Annotated in this window: 27 protein-coding genes; 6 read left to right on the forward strand and 21 right to left on the reverse strand. The window is 60.2% G+C overall.

Going from position 1 to position 16,650, the window contains the following annotated elements; genetic code table 11:
* Position 1: 1 nt before the first annotated feature.
* The 21 genes from KJS55_RS01575 to KJS55_RS01675 all read right to left on the reverse strand — a co-directional run bounded on the left by KJS55_RS01575 (position 2) and on the right by KJS55_RS01675 (position 11,534).
* The gene (locus KJS55_RS01575; RefSeq protein WP_213542546.1) at positions 2–745 is read right to left on the reverse strand and encodes a DUF5131 family protein; all 744 of its coding nucleotides are present in this window, start codon (positions 743–745) and stop codon (positions 2–4) included.
* Complete coding sequence (locus KJS55_RS01580; protein WP_213542547.1) at positions 742–1,122, reverse strand: hypothetical protein; 381 nt, start codon at positions 1,120–1,122, stop codon at positions 742–744. Before KJS55_RS01580 ends, KJS55_RS01575 begins: the two co-directional genes overlap by 4 nt.
* Positions 1,123–1,140: 18 nt before the next feature.
* Positions 1,141–2,958: a DNA cytosine methyltransferase gene (locus tag KJS55_RS01585; RefSeq protein WP_213542548.1), complete on the reverse strand. Its 1,818-nt coding sequence runs from the start codon at positions 2,956–2,958 to the stop codon at positions 1,141–1,143.
* Positions 2,955–3,257 carry a DUF4406 domain-containing protein gene (locus tag KJS55_RS01590; protein WP_213542549.1) on the reverse strand — a complete coding sequence of 101 codons (303 nt, stop codon included), beginning with the start codon at positions 3,255–3,257 and terminating at the stop codon, positions 2,955–2,957. The genes KJS55_RS01585 and KJS55_RS01590 overlap by 4 nt, the downstream gene beginning before the upstream one ends.
* An 11-nt stretch (positions 3,258–3,268) precedes the next feature.
* The gene (locus KJS55_RS01595) at positions 3,269–4,018 is read right to left on the reverse strand and encodes a rolling circle replication-associated protein (RefSeq protein ID WP_187015739.1); all 750 of its coding nucleotides are present in this window, start codon (positions 4,016–4,018) and stop codon (positions 3,269–3,271) included.
* A 197-nt stretch (positions 4,019–4,215) separates the two neighbouring features.
* Complete coding sequence (locus KJS55_RS01600) at positions 4,216–4,449, reverse strand: hypothetical protein (RefSeq protein ID WP_213542550.1); 234 nt, start codon at positions 4,447–4,449, stop codon at positions 4,216–4,218.
* A 10-nt stretch (positions 4,450–4,459) separates the two neighbouring features.
* Positions 4,460–5,374: a DNA-methyltransferase gene (locus tag KJS55_RS01605; RefSeq protein WP_213542551.1), complete on the reverse strand. Its 915-nt coding sequence runs from the start codon at positions 5,372–5,374 to the stop codon at positions 4,460–4,462.
* Entirely contained in the window at positions 5,367–5,735 is a 369-nt protein-coding gene (locus KJS55_RS01610) for a hypothetical protein (protein ID WP_213542552.1), read from the reverse strand. Before KJS55_RS01610 ends, KJS55_RS01605 begins: the two co-directional genes overlap by 8 nt.
* Positions 5,722–6,114 carry a hypothetical protein gene (locus tag KJS55_RS01615; protein WP_213542553.1) on the reverse strand — a complete coding sequence of 131 codons (393 nt, stop codon included), beginning with the start codon at positions 6,112–6,114 and terminating at the stop codon, positions 5,722–5,724. The genes KJS55_RS01610 and KJS55_RS01615 overlap by 14 nt, the downstream gene beginning before the upstream one ends.
* On the reverse strand, positions 6,111–6,698 hold the full coding sequence (locus KJS55_RS01620) for a hypothetical protein (protein ID WP_213542554.1): 588 nt from the start codon (positions 6,696–6,698) through the stop codon (positions 6,111–6,113). The genes KJS55_RS01615 and KJS55_RS01620 overlap by 4 nt, the downstream gene beginning before the upstream one ends.
* Positions 6,699–6,714: 16 nt before the next feature.
* A complete protein-coding gene (locus tag KJS55_RS01625) occupies positions 6,715–7,002 on the reverse strand; it encodes a hypothetical protein (RefSeq protein WP_213542555.1) in 288 nt (95 codons plus the stop codon).
* Positions 6,966–7,898 (reverse strand): transglycosylase SLT domain-containing protein, encoded by a 933-nt coding sequence (locus KJS55_RS01630; RefSeq protein WP_213542556.1) that lies wholly within the window; start codon positions 7,896–7,898, stop codon positions 6,966–6,968. The genes KJS55_RS01625 and KJS55_RS01630 overlap by 37 nt, the downstream gene beginning before the upstream one ends.
* On the reverse strand, positions 7,895–8,074 hold the full coding sequence (locus KJS55_RS01635; RefSeq protein WP_187015747.1) for a hypothetical protein: 180 nt from the start codon (positions 8,072–8,074) through the stop codon (positions 7,895–7,897). Before KJS55_RS01635 ends, KJS55_RS01630 begins: the two co-directional genes overlap by 4 nt.
* A complete protein-coding gene (locus KJS55_RS01640; RefSeq protein WP_213542557.1) occupies positions 8,071–8,715 on the reverse strand; it encodes an HD domain-containing protein in 645 nt (214 codons plus the stop codon). The genes KJS55_RS01635 and KJS55_RS01640 overlap by 4 nt, the downstream gene beginning before the upstream one ends.
* Positions 8,716–8,727: 12 nt before the next feature.
* On the reverse strand, positions 8,728–9,108 hold the full coding sequence (locus tag KJS55_RS01645; RefSeq protein ID WP_428846501.1) for an MT-A70 family methyltransferase: 381 nt from the start codon (positions 9,106–9,108) through the stop codon (positions 8,728–8,730).
* Positions 9,109–9,293: 185 nt separating this feature from the next.
* Positions 9,294–9,548 carry a hypothetical protein gene (locus KJS55_RS01650; RefSeq protein WP_213542558.1) on the reverse strand — a complete coding sequence of 85 codons (255 nt, stop codon included), beginning with the start codon at positions 9,546–9,548 and terminating at the stop codon, positions 9,294–9,296.
* Positions 9,535–9,864, reverse strand: coding sequence for a hypothetical protein (locus KJS55_RS01655; RefSeq protein ID WP_213542559.1), 330 nt, complete (start codon positions 9,862–9,864; stop codon positions 9,535–9,537). Before KJS55_RS01655 ends, KJS55_RS01650 begins: the two co-directional genes overlap by 14 nt.
* Complete coding sequence (locus tag KJS55_RS01660) at positions 9,858–10,175, reverse strand: hypothetical protein (RefSeq protein WP_213542560.1); 318 nt, start codon at positions 10,173–10,175, stop codon at positions 9,858–9,860. The genes KJS55_RS01655 and KJS55_RS01660 overlap by 7 nt, the downstream gene beginning before the upstream one ends.
* Positions 10,168–10,392 carry a hypothetical protein gene (locus KJS55_RS01665; protein ID WP_213542561.1) on the reverse strand — a complete coding sequence of 75 codons (225 nt, stop codon included), beginning with the start codon at positions 10,390–10,392 and terminating at the stop codon, positions 10,168–10,170. Before KJS55_RS01665 ends, KJS55_RS01660 begins: the two co-directional genes overlap by 8 nt.
* 23 nt (positions 10,393–10,415) lie before the next feature.
* Positions 10,416–10,667, reverse strand: a complete 252-nt coding sequence (locus tag KJS55_RS01670; protein ID WP_187015753.1) for a helix-turn-helix domain-containing protein — start codon at positions 10,665–10,667, stop codon at positions 10,416–10,418.
* A gap of 57 nt (positions 10,668–10,724) precedes the next feature.
* Positions 10,725–11,534 carry a hypothetical protein gene (locus KJS55_RS01675; protein ID WP_213542562.1) on the reverse strand — a complete coding sequence of 270 codons (810 nt, stop codon included), beginning with the start codon at positions 11,532–11,534 and terminating at the stop codon, positions 10,725–10,727.
* A gap of 171 nt (positions 11,535–11,705) precedes the next feature.
* On the opposite strand from KJS55_RS01675, the gene KJS55_RS01680 reads away from it, so the two are divergent.
* From KJS55_RS01680 to pyrE, 6 genes are all read left to right on the forward strand, one after another.
* Positions 11,706–12,977, forward strand: a complete 1,272-nt coding sequence (locus tag KJS55_RS01680; protein ID WP_213542563.1) for a dihydroorotase — start codon at positions 11,706–11,708, stop codon at positions 12,975–12,977.
* Positions 12,978–13,053: 76 nt separating this feature from the next.
* The gene (locus KJS55_RS01685) at positions 13,054–13,791 is read left to right on the forward strand and encodes a dihydroorotate dehydrogenase electron transfer subunit (protein WP_187031216.1); all 738 of its coding nucleotides are present in this window, start codon (positions 13,054–13,056) and stop codon (positions 13,789–13,791) included.
* The gene (locus KJS55_RS01690; protein WP_213542564.1) at positions 13,785–14,699 is read left to right on the forward strand and encodes a dihydroorotate dehydrogenase; all 915 of its coding nucleotides are present in this window, start codon (positions 13,785–13,787) and stop codon (positions 14,697–14,699) included. Before KJS55_RS01685 ends, KJS55_RS01690 begins: the two co-directional genes overlap by 7 nt.
* Positions 14,696–15,400: an orotidine-5'-phosphate decarboxylase gene (pyrF, locus tag KJS55_RS01695; protein ID WP_213542565.1), complete on the forward strand. Its 705-nt coding sequence runs from the start codon at positions 14,696–14,698 to the stop codon at positions 15,398–15,400. The genes KJS55_RS01690 and pyrF overlap by 4 nt, the downstream gene beginning before the upstream one ends.
* Before the next feature lie 12 nt (positions 15,401–15,412).
* Complete coding sequence (locus KJS55_RS01700) at positions 15,413–15,937, forward strand: nitroreductase family protein (RefSeq protein ID WP_187031211.1); 525 nt, start codon at positions 15,413–15,415, stop codon at positions 15,935–15,937.
* Positions 15,938–15,994: 57 nt separating this feature from the next.
* On the forward strand, positions 15,995–16,636 hold the full coding sequence (gene pyrE / locus KJS55_RS01705) for an orotate phosphoribosyltransferase (protein WP_283093695.1): 642 nt from the start codon (positions 15,995–15,997) through the stop codon (positions 16,634–16,636).
* Positions 16,637–16,650 lie beyond the last annotated feature (14 nt).

A 16,650-nucleotide genomic window follows, 5' to 3' on the forward strand; every position in this document is an offset into this window, starting at 1 on the left:
CTCACACCTCCCAGGGGAAAGCAGAGGCAGGGAGATCCGGGAAATACTTCCGCAGATTGTCCTTGAAGAACACAGGGATCTCGTTCTCCTCGCAAAATGCCACGATGTTGTCCACCCACTCGCGGGCGGGCGTCACCTTGTCCGGTCGGTTGCCGGTTTCGGCGCCCAAGATCACCCACTCCGGTAAACCCTCCGCCGCGGCCATGTCCACCGGCCCCAGCAGCGGCTCCATGCTCCAAAAGCTGTTGACGTTCACACCCTGCATGACGTACATTCCCACCGCGTCCATGTTCGCCACGGTGCTGCCATACCAGAAATTGCTTTCGTGGGGCAGGAGGGCCAGGTGGTCCAACTCCAGATACCGGGCCGGGTTCTTCGTCAGGAACAAATAGCGGTGCTGGGGTGCCTTGCGGCAGGCGTCCAGCACCTCCACGATCCAGGAGGTTGGCACCCAGCGCCCAAACAGATCCGCCATGCTGCAAACAAACACGGTCTGCGGTTCCTCTGTGTTCTGCGGCTGGCCCAGGCGGTAGCGGTGCAGGGTAGGCTCGAAACCATACGGGTATGGCGTCGCCTTGATCTTCTCCGGCAGCACATGGAGGCCGCCGGTCAGCAGGGCCGGATCCTCCAGCCCTGCGTTGAAGCGTGTGGCCGTCCGCCTGGCGTAGCAGTACGGGCAGCCATGGCGGCAGCCGGTTACAGGGTTCCAGGACATTGTGGCCCAGTCAATTTTCGTCTTGTTCATTCTTCGTCGCTCCTTTCGCTTTTCCACTCGTTCACTATGCACTCGTTACAGTCGAAACTCTGGCAGTACACGCAAATGTCCACGCCGTCGGCCATGGCCGCGCGGACGATTGCCTGGAAGTCCGGCAGGTTCACCTTTCGGCGCGGTTTCAGTTCCGCCAGAATGTCGCCCAGGTATTCCGACGCCTGCCAGTCGCCATAGATACGCGCCGGGGCTTCCTGTTCCTCGGTTTCCGGGTTCATAGTCCAGAGGGCAACACACCCGCCGTCCGGGTCATGCTCCCACCGCGCCGGTGTCTGGCTTATGATTTTCCCATCTGCGCCCCGCGTCGTCAGGCCTATGGTGGCCGTTCCCTTGGCTATGCAAATAATACTCATGCTTTACCGCCCTTTCCATTACACGGCCACCAGCCGCTCCAGCTGTGCCATGGTCGTGATTGTTGTTCCGCACCATTCCGGCAGGTTTGCCCGAACCAGGGCCGTGGCAAACGGTGGCGGTACTGCGTTCCCGCACCTTGCCACTTGCTTGGTTTTCCCGTACTCCTTGCCGGTGTAATCTTTGTCGATTTTATAATCATCAGGAAAGCCGTTCGCCCTGTACAATTCCCGCGGCGTCAGCATACGCAGCCCTATATCAGCCATGAAATACCAGGCGCCTCCGATCAAAAACAGGATCACCTCATTGTCCGCCAGCGTGTAGCCGCAATACTCATTCAGGGCGGCACGGATTTTTGGCCAGTTTCGGAGATCGGCGCCCGGTGTCGCTTTTACCACTTCGGTGGTAATCACCCCATGATGGCCTCCGCCAGCGGTTATTGTTTGCACCGGCTCCGTTGCAGGCCCGCCCAGGTTTGTACCTTTCAGTTTGACCATGCTGGCCATTGTGATAGCTTCACGATCCCGCGTCGTGACCGTGTGAAGCGGTGCGCCCGCGCTCTGGTTGTGGTCGCCGCTGTAATACTTTGTCAGCGTAGCCGCCGCCAGGCCGTAGCGGTTGGAGGCGTCAATGGTCATAACAGGTTCTTTGACGCTTTGGCCTCGCACTCGCTCCGATTGCTCCGTGTGGTACTGGATCATGGCCGGACACGCCACGCACTCCTCCGCTTTTGACACCTGGGTGTGCGTCGGCTCCATTACGCTGCGCCCGCGGTCCCCGCCGCCGGTCTGCCCGATTGCGGCCAGGGTTGGCGTAATCAGCATTTGGTTTCCTGCGGTTGTCACGGTATGCACTGGGGCGCCCGCGGCTGCCCCCACGCTGTTGGTGGTATTCGTTACCGTCAGCGGCGCCATGACAGGGGAGGCCACGCCGTACCCGTGTTTTGCTGTCACAGTTTGAAGCGGCCCGCTCATTTCTTGCCCGCGGAAATCCCCAGCATGGTTGACAATCACCAGAAACGGATCCGCCGATTTTATCACGAACTTGTCCACGCCTCTGGCCACACGCCGCATAGTATTGGGACGGAGGGGGCGCTGCGCCGAAAGCCCATATTTTTCCTTGATCTCTGCGCGGCTGTCAAAAATGGACGGGCACGGCAGGCTCCAGTCTATGATTTCCGCCGCGCTGCGCCATGGTTTTTTCTTTCCGCTCTTTACCTCCGGGCTGTCTGCCGGTGCGTGTGTTGGTTCCGGCCATACAATAGGCCGCCCGTCATGCCTGGCAATCAGGAAAAACCGCTTTCGCGTTGTGGGCGCTCCATAATCCGCGGCCACAAGTTCGCGCCACTCGACGGCATACCCCAGGTTTTTAAGCTGCTCCAGCCATTTGTGGAAAGTTTGGCCCACCAGTTTTTTGACAGGCTTTCCTTTTCGCACAGGCCCCCACGTTTGGAACTCCTCCACGTTCTCCAGAATAATCACGCGCGGACGGACCGTTCCGGCCCAGCGCAGGACGATCCATGCAAGCCCGCGTATATTTTTGTCAACAGGTTTCCCACCCTTGGCCTTGCTGAAATGCTTGCAATCCGGGGAGAACCAGGCCAGGCCCACGGGGCGCCCTTGGCAGACTTCCACCGGGTCCACGTCCCACACGCTGGCTTGAAAATGGCGCGTGTGCGGGTGGTTCGTCTTGTGCATTAAAATGGCGTCAGGATCGTGGTTCACCGCTATGTCTACCACGCGGCCCGTGGCTAATTCGATCCCGGTTGACGCGCCACCGCCGCCGGCGAAATTGTCCACTATGATTTCGTCCAGGAAATTGATCTGCGCCCCACTCATGTTTCCGGCCCTCCAAACGTCGCCAGGTCGAAACAGGTCTGTTTCCCAACGTACTGGCACCACGCCCATTCCAGCATGGCGCCGCGGCTGTCCTGATAGTCCTGCATGAACAGAACCACGTCCGCCGCCTCCATCATGGCGAAACACAGGCGCATATAATCCACGGGGCGCAGCCCCTCCGGCGCCGTGGCGGGGTTCAGTACGATATGGCCCGCCGCCGCCAGCTTCTTTTCCACCTCTCGGAACTTGGCTTTATAACGCCTGTCCCCGGTGATCTTGCCTGATATGTAGATTTTCACAGAAAACCCTCCTATTCGTTGAAAATCTCGAAATACTCCTGGTATGGGTAACCGCTGATCTCATGCCACCCGCTCCGGCAGGTGGATCCGTCGTCGAACTTATACAGCACGGCGCCCTTTCTCGCTTTCGGGTCCTTTCTCCAGCTGGACGCAGGCACGGCGGTGTATGTGATTTCCGGCTTGTCCATGTTCTGCGTTTTGCTGTACCGCTTCCCGCGCTTGCCGATCTCTCTGTACCTCTCCATGGTGGAACGGCTTTCTTTCATCAGGTAGGCGGCCAGCTTGTAGTGGTTGCCGCGCCTGTCCATAGGCTTGAAGCTGATACCTCCGCCGCCTCTTGGGACATTCTCCCACGCCTCCGTGATGATCTCCGGATCCATGCGGGAAATGATAACGTGAATGTGCGGGTTGGTCATGCGCTTGGTTTCTATGACCACCACGGCCTTGAACGTGATCCCGCGCTTTTTGCAGAGTTTCCGCAGGTTCCGCAGAAAAGCGGCCTTGTTCTCCAGGATCTCCTCGAAAGAACTGTCCTTGACGTAGTAGTGTAGAACGGCGTGGAGATCCCTATGGCCGAAATTGGCGTTTATATCCCACCGCAAATGTTCCTCCGCCACCCGCTCGTTGATCCGCTCCTGCTTCTCGGTGGTGTGCCCAGTATTGGGGCCGCGCTTCACTCCTTTTGTGTGAACCCGGAAAGATTGCATTTTCTTGTGTTCGACACACGGACCAGCTTTCACCACCCTATGAACGTAGGCCATGGGTGCCTCCTTTTCTGCTGCTGGTCACTTTACTAATCACTCTTACCGGCGCTATACGGGGCCGTGGCCCCGTCGCTTTTTCCGGCTTGTATTCCGCCCGGGAACCTGATATAATATAGGTATATCGGACGGTTTTCCGTCGTCTATATTGCCACCTGCGCCGTGTTGACAGCACCGGGCGCAGGTGGCTTTTCTTTTTATGCCAGGTAATCCTTGGCCATTTCCAGCAATTCCGCCGCGTGTTCCTGGTCAATGATTTTGACCTTGCCGGGCTTCTTCGGATCTGCGTCGATGGCCCAGCACGTTTTCTTTGCCAGCATTTCCCGCTTGTTCAGTTCCTTGTCCAGCCTGCTTTTGTAATAGTCCCGGTCTTTCCCCCAGGCCACAAACTCCAGAAACTCCTCTGCGGTCATATTTACAGTTACTTCCACGGTGCCCTCCTTACGGCGTGGCCGCTGCTATTCTGTCAGCTGCCATTTGTGCATAGTCGGGGTTGATCTCGCAGCCTATGAAATCGCGCCGCAGGCGCTTGGCCACCACTCCGGTGGTGCCGCTCCCGGCGAACGGATCCAGGACCGTGCCGCCCAATGGGCTGCCTGCTAAAATACATGGTTCAATCAGCTTTTCAGGAAACACGGCAAAATGGGCGCCGCGAAAGCCGTTTGTGCTTACGGTCCACACGTCCCGCTTGTTCCGGCGGCCCGTCTGGTTTTCTCGGTTCCCGTGGCTCTCGCGCTCCACCTGGGCGCTGTTGTCGTGTGCCCGCCCGCCGGTGTAGGCACCGCCGCCGCGGAACGTCCTGGCGTTTCCCTTGGTTGATGTAACGGGTTCGCTGATTGCCGCCGCGTCGAAATAATAGCGTTCCGATCTGGAAAGCAGGAAAATATATTCGTGGCTCTTGGTGCAACGATCCCGGACGCTCTCCGGCATACAGTTGGATTTGTTCCATATAATATCCTGGCGCAAATACCACCCGTCTGCCCGGAGGGCAAAAGCCAGCTGCCAGGGAACGCCGATCAGGTCTTTGTATTTGTAGCCCCGCGGCGTATGCTTTGCCGTGTGGCCGCAGGAATTACGGGTGTTCGTCGGCGGCTGGCTTCCTGATCTGGTGGCGTAACTGTCGCCCATGTTCACCCACAGGGTTCCGTCTGCCCGCAGAACCCGCCGGACCTCACGGAAAACGGAAACCAGCGATTGCAGGTATTCCTCCACGCTGGCCTCGTTTCCGATTTGACCAGCCGCGCCATAATCTCGCAAATTATAGTAGGGCGGGGAGGTGACGCAGGTATGGACGCTTTCGGGTGGTAAATGCCGCAGTTGCTCCAGCGCGTCGCCTGTCAGGATTATTTCAGCCATTGGCGGGCACCTCCAGCAGTTTCGCCCATGGCCTTGCCATAGGGATCTCCGGTGCGCCGATCCAGCCCCATGTCCGTTCATATTTCTCGGTCATGCTTTTGGCCAGGGTGGCAGCCTCCGCCGCCGTGTAAAACAGCTTCTTTCCAATGTCGTCCAGCTTATAATATCCCGGCTTCGGGAACCCGTCCGGCCCGGTGAAAAGCAGGCGCACCTCCGTATAACCGCCGGTGAAAAAACCGCGCACCGTGCCCTTGCACACGCAGTATTCCAGGAGAGGCCCAGCGCGGTTTTGCACGGAATAGAGGTGTTCAAAAACGGCGTACATTTCCGTGCCGATCTCCGGCCTTTCAACTCTCGCCATTGTCTGCCGCCTCCAATTTCTCCGCCAGGGCCTCAATGGTGGCCGCCGCTTCCTCCAGTTCCGTGGCCAGGAGGTTCCGGCCAAAACGGTCCCGCTGGTGCATAGCCTCCAGGCGGAGGTCTGCGGCCTGCCGCTTATATGGGTTCGTGCTGTCGGTCTTAACCGGGCCGCTGCCGGTGTATGCCCGTTTCAGCCACCAGGTAGGGCTATTCCGTTCAGCTTGGTGGGCGCAGTTTTCAGCGTCGCAGTTCTCCGCGTCGCAGCTGTCACAAAATACCCGGTGGAAATCGTCGTCCCACGGGCCGGACAGGATAGGGAGGGCACCCAGGAAGTCCCCCAGGGCCTCCGGGGAGGCCGTGATCCTTTCAAAGTTATTCACCGCCCGGCCTCCTCTTTGTGGAGGTCCACACCCTCCAGAGCGTTCCACACGGCCCGCTCCCATTCCTTTGCCCAGCCGGAACAGGCTTTCCGTACTGCGTTAATCACCACGGCCTCGCCGTCGGCCTCCCACAGCAGGCGATCCTTGTCGATCACGTCCGCGCCGATATGCTCCGCCGGATCCCGCTCGATCATGTCCACCAGGTACAGGGGAACGCCCCAGCAGGCACCGCCGCCGGGCGGCTGGTAAATCTGGAACCCCTGCATAATCACCGGCACCATGGTGACCTCCTCGCCGCGGTCACCGCCGCGCCAGTGGTCCATATCGTCCGCCGCCGTTTCTCTCAAAACCAGCTGCGGCTCCGTGTCCTTAATGATCGACGTGGGCATATCTCGCTCCGGGATCATGCCCATGTGTTCCACGATGGTGGCCAACACCTTGCGCGGCAGCAGGGCGCGGTTGGCCAGAACAAACCAGTTTTCTGTGTAGATGGCCACGGCGTCGCCTGTGTTCATTACGACATAGCCGCTGTTTTTATAGGCCCGCTTTATGGCTCTCACCAGCCCCTTTTCGCTGATAAGCATTTTTTGAAACCCTCCTTTATATAATGTGCGGCATGGGCACCGGCTTGTCCTCTGCGCCAGCTCTCCACACCTCTGCGTCCCGTATTTCTGTCCAGTCACAGCCCCAAACCTCCGCCGCGTTCAGCAGGGCGGCAAAATTGGAACCGTGCGGCACCACGACGGTGCCATATTTCCGGCTTACCACTCTGGCGCAGCCGCTGGCCTGCCAGCGTTCCCGCCGTGCCCGCTCCGTCACAGACGTTTCATACTTGCGGGCGGCCTCGCGGGTTACACCCCGCCCCAGGCGTTCACCGTACATTCCCATGTTTCCATGGCCTCCTTGACTGCCTTGGAGTAGTCGGTGGAGGTGATCCCGCTGTCCCATGCGCTTCTTGCGCCGCCCTCGCCCATGTTGTAGGCCATGGCAGCCTTTTCGACGCTGCTATACTTGGCCAGATACAGGCCCAGCTTGTAGCAGCCGCCCGCGATATTCCCGGAGGCGGTGGTGGGGTCCAGCCCCGTGGCCGCCTGGATCTCCGCATGGTAGGAACCGCCGGGGCCGGGGTTTAACTGCATGATCCCCACCTCACCAGAGGCGCCCACGGCGTCCATGTCGAAATTGCTTTCCGTCTGTGCCACCGCCAGGGCCAGAGGATAGGGGCAGCCGTATTCCTCGCAGTACGTCCTCATGTAGTCCTGCCATTCGTAGGGCATAGGAACCGCCAGGGAGAAATAACCCTGCGCCAGCAGCGCCTCCTCGATCTTTTCCGTTTCCTGCGGGTCCTCCATGTATTCCTCCTCCTCCGCCGCCGCGGTGAACAGCAATTCCGTGGGCAGGATTGCCGCCGGGGCCGCCGACGCTTCCGACGTGGCAGGTTCCGCCGCCGGTTCCTCGCTGTATGCCTTGGCCACCATGACCACGCAGACGGCGACGAACAGCGCCAGGGCGATAAAGGCCAGAACCTTATTGCGCCGGCGGGCTTTGCGCTCCCGCTCCGCCGCGCGGGCGGTTCTGCGCTCCTTGGCCGCCTTGACCTCCGCCGCGGCCTGTTTCAACTCACGGGCGGACACCGCCGCCCGGTAAACGGCCAGATCGTCCTCCACGGCAGAGATCCGCACCCCCTGGGTGGTCTGCTCGGTGGTGATGGCCGCCACGTCCTGCTCCAGCTTGTCCACGCGCCGCTCCATGCGGCGGGCGTATTTTTCGCCTTTCTGGCTCATTTCTTCGTTACCTCCTTTTTTCTGGTGGCCCGCCCGGTCACCTCATAGGTGATGCCGAACCGGCGGCGTCCGCACTCCGAACAGGTGATTTTCTCACACCTCTGCGCGACGGGTTTTACAGTCTTACCCCTGGCCGCCAGATCGACGGCGCAGGGCTTACATAACAGTTTTGTCATTCGTCCGTGCCCCTTTCGTCAATATGGGCGGCGCACATATCAGCCTCATGCAGCCGCCACACCCATGGCGTTGCTTCCATGGCCGCGGACAGGTCCCGCAGGTCTGTGCGGGCCGCCGTGTCATAGGCTCCCATGTGCCAGCGGATTGCCAGGGCTTCGTGATCCTCCAGGCGGATAAAGCGGGCGATCTGGTACAGGCTCTTTTCTCCGTGCCCCAGCGGGAGGGGATCCCGGAACGTATAGCCCAGGTAATCCTCCCACACGCCCGTTTCCGGGTTCCTGCGGCGCTTGGTTTCGGCGTGGTACACGCCAGCCTTACACACGTCATGCAGCAGCCCCAGGATCGCCACGGTTTCCTCCTCCTGCTCGGAGAGGGTGGCAGGCCCCGGCGCGTCCTCTTTCGTCAGGTCGCGGATCGTGATTTCCCGCAGACGACGGTAAACGTTCAGGCTGTGAATAACCAGGCCACCGGGGAAAGCGCCGTGGTGCTTGGCTCCCGCCGGGGCCTCGAAAAAGTCCGTTTCATTCTCCAGGCGCTCCAGCAGTTCCTCCGCACCGTCGCGGTGGACGCTGGCCAGAAACAGATCCTTGAAATGTTGGGCCACGGTTTGCAGCCCGTTTCTCTCTAAAAAATCAGACATTTGCCGTTCCTCCTATGCTTCCGGGGCTTCGTTGCCCCAGGCGTCCCAGCCGTCAGCCCTCTGGCGGGCGAACATTTCCAGCCTGGGCACGTCGCCCAGCAGTTCCACGATCCGCCGGCGGGTTTCGTCTGGTTTCTTGCTGTGCCCCTCGAACGGGGCTTCTATAATCTGGTGGACATTGTGGGCGCGGATCTGCGCCTTGGCCTTAAAGCCCGGCGTGACGCCCAGCAGGCAAACCTCCGCGTTTGCGCGGGTATAGGCGCCCATGCCCATGAAATTGCCGCCGTTCTTCCGGTTCTTTTTGACCCACACGAAAGCTGCGGTTTTGTATGTAAAGCCCCACGCCTCCATGACCTTGATGGCCTCCGCGATATTGGGGAATGTCGCCCACATGAAACAAGCGCACCCCCCCCCCGCAGATTTCGCGCACCGGCAGGGCGCATATTTCCGCGGTGGTCATGGTGGGGTAATGCTGTTTTGCAATCCCGTGGGAACTTTTCGTGTTCCCGCCCTGGGAATATGCCCACGGCGGATCCGCATAGATCACGCTGTACTGTTTGGCGGGTAGTGGGATATGGTCAGGCATGGCCGTTCACCTCCCGCTTTCCGCTGGCGGCTTGATCTGCCACGAAATAAAGGGCCTCCGCGTTTGAAAATGTCGTAGCCCGTGCCAGCCCCTCCGCCTCCGCAATCATCAGATCCGCGTCAAGCCCTAATATTCCAGCCGCAGCCCTGACGGCCTTTTCCGCCTCCAGGTATTCGTTGATTGCGGCCAGCTGCGGGGAGGTGTAGGCCGTCACCAGGGCCGCGGTCATGTCGTTACGCTCTGCCATGTGCCTGCCGCCTCCTCTCCATGGCGGTGGTGACTTCCTCCACCATGCCGCGCTCCCGCAGGCCCTCAACGGAAAGGCGGTGCGCCTCATGGTACAGCTGCCCGCCCGCCGCGTCGTGCGTCGTGATCGTCAGGATCGGGTGCCCCAGGGAGGAGGAAAGAAACGCTTTCGTGTGGCCGTCGTCCGTCGTCCATTCCAGCCAGTAATCCGGGCGGCCATTCGCTTTCTGGAAATCCACGCGGCGCATACCCGGCAGGGGCTTGTATGTCGCCACCAGATTGTAAAGGCTGGTTTTGTTGGCTTTCAGCCTCAACACGGGGCCACCTCCGTTCTGTACCATTCCAGGATCCGCTTGGCGTACTTCTTGCGGATCCGTTTCTTTTTGGTGTGGCGGTAGCGGTTATAAAGCGGGCGGTTGTCAACCGACGCCCAGCGCAGCGCCGTTTCCATTTCCTGCTGTGCTGCCACCTCCGCCGCCACCTGCTGGATCCATCTGCAGAAACTGTTTACCGTGGTCAGAACGCCCGCCGTGATCTCGCGGATCGCCTTGGCCAGTTCCTCGCAGTTCGCCGTGGCCTGCTCCGCGGTTATGCCCATCTGCGGCACCAGCATAGTGTTTTCACTCATGTGGAAAGCCCTCCCCATTCTCCCAGCCCAGCAGGATATGGTGGGCCAGGTCGTTCATATCGCGCCGCGCTTCCTCCAGCGTCAGCAATTTGTGGTAGGAAATCCCGGCGGCCTCCAGCTTGTCCCGGAAAGCCTTGGCCGCTTTGACCGCCGCCGTGATCTCCGCCCTGTCGTCCGCCACCTCCACCGCGGAAATGGCTGTGCTTCTGTTGTCCATGGCGTTCTCCTCTCGCGTCCGTATCAGGTGCCCGCCTGCTGGGGCTTGCCTCTGCGTCGGAGGTTAGCCTGGAAACGGCGTTGCGCCAGTTCCGGGTCATAGACGGGGCGCTGGTTCCGGTCCAGCTTTTCGCCGTCCTGGCCTCTCCGTAATTCTGCGTAGATCGTTTTTCTGGATTTCCCCAGGTGCGTGGCGATCTCCGCCACACTCGCGTAATTGCGCCACGCCTTGGCGATATACTCCCGTTCGGCGGGGCTAATGTATTTTTCACTCATGGCTTTTTCACCTCCGATTCTTTGTTGCGGGCGGTGTTCACCGCCCGCAGTATGCCTTTAATGCCAAACTTGGTACAGAGATCCGTTACACATCAGCCAGGACATACCCGCGCAGTCAAAGCGGATCCAATTCCAGTCTGTGCTTTCGTAGTAGGCCACGCCCTGAACAACAATCCGCCCTGCCTCGAACCCCCATTCTCTATTGACTTCCAGTACAGCCTCTGCGGTGGTAATTTCGGTTTCGCAGTTGTTCACGCTCCACCTTGTTCTGTCAGTTTGGTATGCCTCCACGGCGTCCGGCCTGTCCAGACACCAGCCAAACACCGCATACCCTAAAACGCCGCTTGGCTCCAGCTTTTTTTCTGCCACCATGGCCGCCAGGGCATTGTATGTTTCGGCTGCATTTGCGTGTTTTCTACGCAGATTTGCCTCCGCCAGAAACTCCTCCTGTGTAATCATGATCCCGTGGCTTGATTTCCACACCCGATCATATCCGGCTTTCAGGCTCTCCTCGGTGGAAAACAGCCAACCACGATCCAGCACGAACTTTTCAAATGCCGTCAGTTTCCCAGTGTCTGCCGTGTCGCGGATCTGTTTACTTAACATTTCTCCATAATGCGGCATGGCTGACTGCTCGTTTTTCTGTTCTTCTTCGCTTTCCTCGATCCAGATGTTTACGCTCTTACCGTCCGGCAGGTTCACCTCCAGGCGGTCCCCCATGTCGCTGATCCATGCGTTTATGTCGCCTGCTGTACTGCGGTATACTGGGTAACCCGCCCGGTTGCTGGCCTCACCATTCTTTTCATAATCGGTCGGAAAAATCTTGTTTACTTCGGCCCATGCGGCCTCTCTGTTCATAACTTTCATTGTTTATCTCCCGTTCTTTCGACAAAAAAATAAGAGTAACAAGGGGTTTTCCCTTTGTTACTCTTATTGATAGCATTTTCGTTCTCTGAGATCTGAAAATTTTTCGTTGACAAGCCGCTATATTTTTAGTATACTAAAAAGTCGAGAAAACTGTTGAAGGGGGATTCGCACATGAGTCTGCTGCTGACCGGCGGGACCGTCTTTTGGAAAGGACATTTTCAGAATATGGACCTGGCAATGGATCAGGGCCGTATTGTTTCCGTTCCTCAGGAGGCACCTTCCGTCATTTCCTTACCCAACTGTTTGATTGTTCCAGGTTTCGTCGATGTGCATGTGCATCTTCGGGAGCCTGGTTTTTCTTATAAGGAGACAATCTCCACCGGGACAGCGGCAGCGGCCGCCGGAGGATACACGGCGGTGTGTGCCATGCCAAACCTGAGCCCGGTGCCGGACGGTCTGGAGCACCTGCGCGTTCAGCAGGAGCTGATCGCGCGCCATGCCAAAGTCCGGGTCTATCCCTATGGCTCCATCACTCAGGGCGAACAGGGTTCGGAGCTGGCAGACCTGGCAGCGCTGGCCCCGTATGTGGCCGGCTTCTCCGACGACGGCCGGGGCGTTCAGTCCGAACCGCTGATGCGCCGGGCCATGGAGCTTGCAAAAAAGCTGGAGCGGCCGATTGTTGCCCACAGCGAGGACGAGTCCCTTCTATCCCCCGGCTGGGCCGTCCATGACGGAGACTTTGCCCGTCGGCACGGCCTCATCGGCAATAATCCAGAGAGTGAGTGGCGGCAGGTGGAGCGGGATCTGCGGCTGGTCCGGGAGACCGGCTGCCGCTACCATGTCTGCCACGTCTCTACGAAAGAGAGCGTGGCTCTCATCCGCGCCGCCAAGGCGGAGGGCCTGCCCGTCTCCTGCGAGACCGGCCCTCACTACCTGGTGCTGTGCGACGAAGACCTGCTGGATGAGGGCCGCTTCAAGATGAATCCCCCCATCCGCTCCGCCGCGGACCGGGACGCCCTGGTAGAAGGCCTGCTGGATGGCACGGTTGACTGCATTGCAACGGATCACGCCCCTCACAGCGCCGAGGAAAAGTCCGAGGGACTTCGCGGCAGCCTTAACGGCATCGTGGGGCTGGAGACGGCCTTTCCGGTGCTCTACACCCAGCTGGTGCGCCCCGGCGTCCTCCCACTGGATACTTTGATTCGTGCCCTATGCGTCGCCCCCCGGCGGCTGTTCGGCCTTCCGGGCGGCGCGCTGGACGAGGGCGCGGACGCGGACCTTGCTGTGCTGGATTTGAACCGCCCCCATATGATCGACAGCGGTACGTTCCGCTCCCTGGGCCGCGCCACGCCTTTTGACGGCTGGAGCGTCAGCGCCGCTGTCGCCATGACCATCTGCGGCGGCGAAATCGTCTACCACGATCTGCCGACGCGGGAGGCGTGATGGCTCCTTTGGCAGGGACGCTCACTCCTCCGCATTTTCGATGAATGCCGCCCGTGGCGGCGGAAGGGAAACTTCTATGAAGCAATCACTCTTTACTTTGGAGCACACCCGGCAGCTGGGCAGTGATATCTATGAACTGGTTCTCTCCGGAGACACCTCTGCCATCACTGCGCCAGGACAATTCGTTAACATCGCCCTGCCCGGAAACTTTCTGCGCCGCCCCATCTCTGTTTGCAACTGGACAGAGCATGCCCTGATGCTGTTGGTCCGAGTGGTGGGCGAAGGCACTCACACGCTGGTTCGCTCTGTTCCCGGAACGGAATTAGACGTGCTCAGCGGCCTGGGCAACGGCTTTGATATCGTGCAGGCCGGTTCCTCGCCCCTGTTGGCAGGCGGCGGTATCGGCATCGCGCCGCTGTATGGCCTGGCACAGCGGCTTCTGGAGCAGGGCTGTACCCCCACGGTGGCACTGGGGTTCCGCACCGGACAGGACGTCTTCTATTTAGAGGAGTTCGCAGCTCTGGGCTGCCGGCTGCTCCTGGCCACGGAGGATGGAAGCCTGGGCACCCGCGGCTTTGTCACCGACTGCATCCGCAATGTGCCGGAGTGCACCTATGTCTTCGCCTGCGGTCCTCTGCCCATGCTCCGCGCCGTCCACAGTCTTCCTCAGCTCACCGGCGGGCAGTTCAGCTTTGAGGCCCGGATGGGCTGTGGCTTTGGCGCATGCATGGGCTGTACAGTGCCCACCGCAAACGGCTCCAAGCGGGTATGCAAGGATGGCCCCATCCTGTACAAGGAGGAAATCGTATGGTAGATCTGACTGTCACCCTGGCGGGGGTGGCGCTGAAAAATCCCATCATCCCCGCCTCCGGCACCTTTGCCTATGGCCGGGAGTATGCGGAGGTTTATGACTTGGACATTCTGGGGGCCTTCTCCTGGAAAGGTACCACTGCCCAGGCCCGCCTGGGCAATCCCCAGCCCCGCATCGCGGAAGTCCCCTCCGGTATGCTGAACGCCGTGGGCCTGCAAAATCCCGGCATCGACGCGGTCATCGCACAGGAGGTCCCCCACATTGCTGAAATCTTTCACGGTCCCGTCATTGCCAACGTGGGGGGCTTCTCCGTGGAGGAGTACGCGGAGAACTGCCGGAAGCTGGACGGTGTGGACCAGGTGAAAATTCTGGAGGTAAACATCTCCTGTCCCAACGTCCACGCTGGCGGAAGGAACTTCGGCTCTGATCCCGCCTCCGCCGCCCAAGTCGCTCGTGCCGTGAGAGCCGTGACAAAAAAGCCGGTATTCATGAAGCTTTCCCCCAATGTGACGGACGTTGCGGAGATTGCCCGCGCCTGCGAAGCGGAGGGGGCTGATGGGCTGTGCCTCATCAATACCCTGTTAGGGATGCGCATTGACCTGAGGACGAAGCGGCCCCTGCTGGCCAACCGTACCGGCGGGCTGTCCGGTCCCGCCGTGTTCCCGGTGGCGCTGCGGATGGTGTGGGACGTATACGAGGCCGTGAAACTGCCCATCATCGGCTGCGGCGGCGTCTCCTCCGCGGAGGACGCGGCGGAGATGATGCTGGCCGGCGCCTCCGCCGTAGAGGTGGGCGCCGCCAACCTGCGGGACCCCCTGGCCTGCAAAACCATAATTGAGGCCCTGCCCGGCGTCTGCCAGCGGTTGGGCGTCACCCAGATTTCAAATTTGACAGGAGGCGCACATTCATGAGTGCAAAAGATGTGATCATTGCCCTAGACTTTCCCACCCGTGAGGAGGCTCTGGGCTTTTTGGACCAGTTCCCTGCCGGGGAAAAGCCCTTTGTGAAGATCGGCATGGAGCTCTTCTACGCCGAGGGGCCACAGATGGTCCGGGAGATCAAGTCCCGGGGCCACAGGATTTTCCTGGATTTGAAGCTCCACGACATTCCCAACACCGTGGGCCGGGCCATGGCGGTGCTCAGCCGTCTGGATGTGGATATGGTGAACCTGCACGCTTCCGGTGCCTCCGCCATGATGCGCGCCGCCCTGGAGGGGCTGACCCGGCCTGATGGCACCCGCCCCATCCTCATTGCCGTGACCCAGTTGACCTCCACCGACGCAGCGACGCTAAAAAACGAGCTGCTCATTGACACTCCTATGGCGGAGACAGTGATGGCCTATGCCAAAAATGCCGCAGACAGCGGCCTCGACGGCGTGGTTTGCTCTCCCCTGGAGGCGGCGCTGGTAAAGGAGCAGTGCGGGGAGAGTTTCCTCACCGTCACCCCCGGCATCCGCTTTGCCGACAGCACCGTGGGAGACCAGAAGCGCATCATGACTCCGGAGAAGGCCGGCAGGTCCGGCTGCGACTACATTGTGGTGGGCCGTCCCATCACCCAGGCTGCGGACCCCGTGGCCGCGTACCGCCGGGCGGTAACGGACTTTTTTGGCTGAGGAGGAACCATCATGGAACTGCTGACCTATTTTCAAAATCGACGCAGCGTGCGCAGCTATACCGGCGCCCCTGTCCCGGAGGAGGCAGTGAACCAGATTCTCCAGGCTGGAATGCTCTCCGCCAGCGGCAAGGCCCTGCGTCCTTGGGAGTTTATTGTGGTGCGGAACAAAGAGACGCTCCGTGCCCTGGCTGAGTGCCGGAAGCCTGCCGCCAAAATGCTTCAGGACGCAGACTGCGCCATTGTGGTGCTGGGAGACGAGGCCCGCTCGGACGTGTGGGTGGAGGACTGCTCTGTTGTCATGGCCAACATGCATCTGATGGCCGACGGTCTGGGCGTCGGCAGCTGTTGGGTCCAGGGCCGTCTGCGGGAGGCTTCTGCCGGCGGCAGCAGCGAGGCCTTTGTCCGAAAGCTCCTGGGTTTCCCCGAGCATCTCCGTCTGGAGGCCATTTTAACCCTTGGGATGCCTGTCCAGCGCCCGGAGCCCCACTGCCTGGAGAAGCTGCCCACAGAGAAGATCCACCGGGAGACCTATTAACCCCACGACCAGGCCCCATGCGGGCCGGTCTGGCCATTGAGAGAAAGGAAAGGAACCATGAATCTGGAACGTACCATTGCCCATGATCTGCTGAGTATCGGCGCAGTCTTTCTACGACCGGACGAGCCCTTCACCTGGGCCAGCGGCATCAAAAGTCCCATCTACTGCGACAACCGTCTGACTCTGACCGCCCCCACCGTCCGCACCCACGTGGAAGAGGGATTGGCGGAGCTGGTCCGCACCCACTATCCAGAGGCCCAGGTGCTGATGGGCACCTCCACCGCAGGCATCGCTCACGCCGCCATTGTGGGTCATCTCATGAATCTGCCCATGGGCTATGTCCGCTCCGGCAACAAGGACCATGGCCGTCAGAACCGCATCGAGGGCAGGCTGGAAAAGGGCCAGAAGGTAGTGGTGGTGGAAGACCTGATCTCCACTGCCGGAAGCTGCATTGAGGTGGTGGAGGCTCTGCGGGATGCCGGCGCGGAAGTTCTTGGCATCGTCTCTATCTTCACCTACGGCCTCCAAAAGGGTCTGGACCGGCTTGCCGCTGCACACATCACCAATGTCAGCCTCTCTAACTTTGACGCGGTATGTGAGGTGGCTGCTGAGGAAGGGCAGATCCGTCCGGAGGACATCGAGCGGCTCAGGGCGTTCCGCTCCAATCCCTCGGACGAGGGATGGATTGCGGTGAAATAGCCCCCTCCGTCTTC

This window comes from Pusillibacter faecalis, assembly GCF_018408705.1.
GTDB lineage: Bacteria > Bacillota > Clostridia > Oscillospirales > Oscillospiraceae > Oscillibacter > Oscillibacter faecalis.

What these genes read in the sequence shown, in the direction of transcription:
- KJS55_RS01690 (WP_213542564.1), top strand. Translation starts at nt 13,785, where the DNA reads ATGGTAGATCTGACTGTCACCCTGGCGGGGGTGGCGCTGAAAAATCCC.
- KJS55_RS01650 (WP_213542558.1), bottom strand. Translation starts at nt 9,548, where the DNA reads ATGGCAGAGCGTAACGACATGACCGCGGCCCTGGTGACGGCCTACACC.
- KJS55_RS01680 (WP_213542563.1), top strand. Translation starts at nt 11,706, where the DNA reads ATGAGTCTGCTGCTGACCGGCGGGACCGTCTTTTGGAAAGGACATTTT.
- KJS55_RS01575 (WP_213542546.1), bottom strand. Translation starts at nt 745, where the DNA reads ATGAACAAGACGAAAATTGACTGGGCCACAATGTCCTGGAACCCTGTA.
- KJS55_RS01700 (WP_187031211.1), top strand. Translation starts at nt 15,413, where the DNA reads ATGGAACTGCTGACCTATTTTCAAAATCGACGCAGCGTGCGCAGCTAT.
- KJS55_RS01595 (WP_187015739.1), bottom strand. Translation starts at nt 4,018, where the DNA reads ATGGCCTACGTTCATAGGGTGGTGAAAGCTGGTCCGTGTGTCGAACAC.
- KJS55_RS01640 (WP_213542557.1), bottom strand. Translation starts at nt 8,715, where the DNA reads ATGTCTGATTTTTTAGAGAGAAACGGGCTGCAAACCGTGGCCCAACAT.
- KJS55_RS01675 (WP_213542562.1), bottom strand. Translation starts at nt 11,534, where the DNA reads ATGAAAGTTATGAACAGAGAGGCCGCATGGGCCGAAGTAAACAAGATT.
- KJS55_RS01585 (WP_213542548.1), bottom strand. Translation starts at nt 2,958, where the DNA reads ATGAGTGGGGCGCAGATCAATTTCCTGGACGAAATCATAGTGGACAAT.
- pyrE (WP_283093695.1), top strand. Translation starts at nt 15,995, where the DNA reads ATGAATCTGGAACGTACCATTGCCCATGATCTGCTGAGTATCGGCGCA.
- KJS55_RS01610 (WP_213542552.1), bottom strand. Translation starts at nt 5,735, where the DNA reads ATGGCGAGAGTTGAAAGGCCGGAGATCGGCACGGAAATGTACGCCGTT.
- KJS55_RS01645 (WP_428846501.1), bottom strand. Translation starts at nt 9,108, where the DNA reads ATGTGGGCGACATTCCCCAATATCGCGGAGGCCATCAAGGTCATGGAG.
- KJS55_RS01620 (WP_213542554.1), bottom strand. Translation starts at nt 6,698, where the DNA reads ATGCTTATCAGCGAAAAGGGGCTGGTGAGAGCCATAAAGCGGGCCTAT.
- KJS55_RS01660 (WP_213542560.1), bottom strand. Translation starts at nt 10,175, where the DNA reads ATGAGTGAAAACACTATGCTGGTGCCGCAGATGGGCATAACCGCGGAG.
- KJS55_RS01630 (WP_213542556.1), bottom strand. Translation starts at nt 7,898, where the DNA reads ATGAGCCAGAAAGGCGAAAAATACGCCCGCCGCATGGAGCGGCGCGTG.
- KJS55_RS01665 (WP_213542561.1), bottom strand. Translation starts at nt 10,392, where the DNA reads ATGGACAACAGAAGCACAGCCATTTCCGCGGTGGAGGTGGCGGACGAC.
- KJS55_RS01580 (WP_213542547.1), bottom strand. Translation starts at nt 1,122, where the DNA reads ATGAGTATTATTTGCATAGCCAAGGGAACGGCCACCATAGGCCTGACG.
- KJS55_RS01670 (WP_187015753.1), bottom strand. Translation starts at nt 10,667, where the DNA reads ATGAGTGAAAAATACATTAGCCCCGCCGAACGGGAGTATATCGCCAAG.
- KJS55_RS01625 (WP_213542555.1), bottom strand. Translation starts at nt 7,002, where the DNA reads ATGGGAATGTACGGTGAACGCCTGGGGCGGGGTGTAACCCGCGAGGCC.
- KJS55_RS01635 (WP_187015747.1), bottom strand. Translation starts at nt 8,074, where the DNA reads ATGACAAAACTGTTATGTAAGCCCTGCGCCGTCGATCTGGCGGCCAGG.
- KJS55_RS01605 (WP_213542551.1), bottom strand. Translation starts at nt 5,374, where the DNA reads ATGGCTGAAATAATCCTGACAGGCGACGCGCTGGAGCAACTGCGGCAT.
- pyrF (WP_213542565.1), top strand. Translation starts at nt 14,696, where the DNA reads ATGAGTGCAAAAGATGTGATCATTGCCCTAGACTTTCCCACCCGTGAG.
- KJS55_RS01685 (WP_187031216.1), top strand. Translation starts at nt 13,054, where the DNA reads ATGAAGCAATCACTCTTTACTTTGGAGCACACCCGGCAGCTGGGCAGT.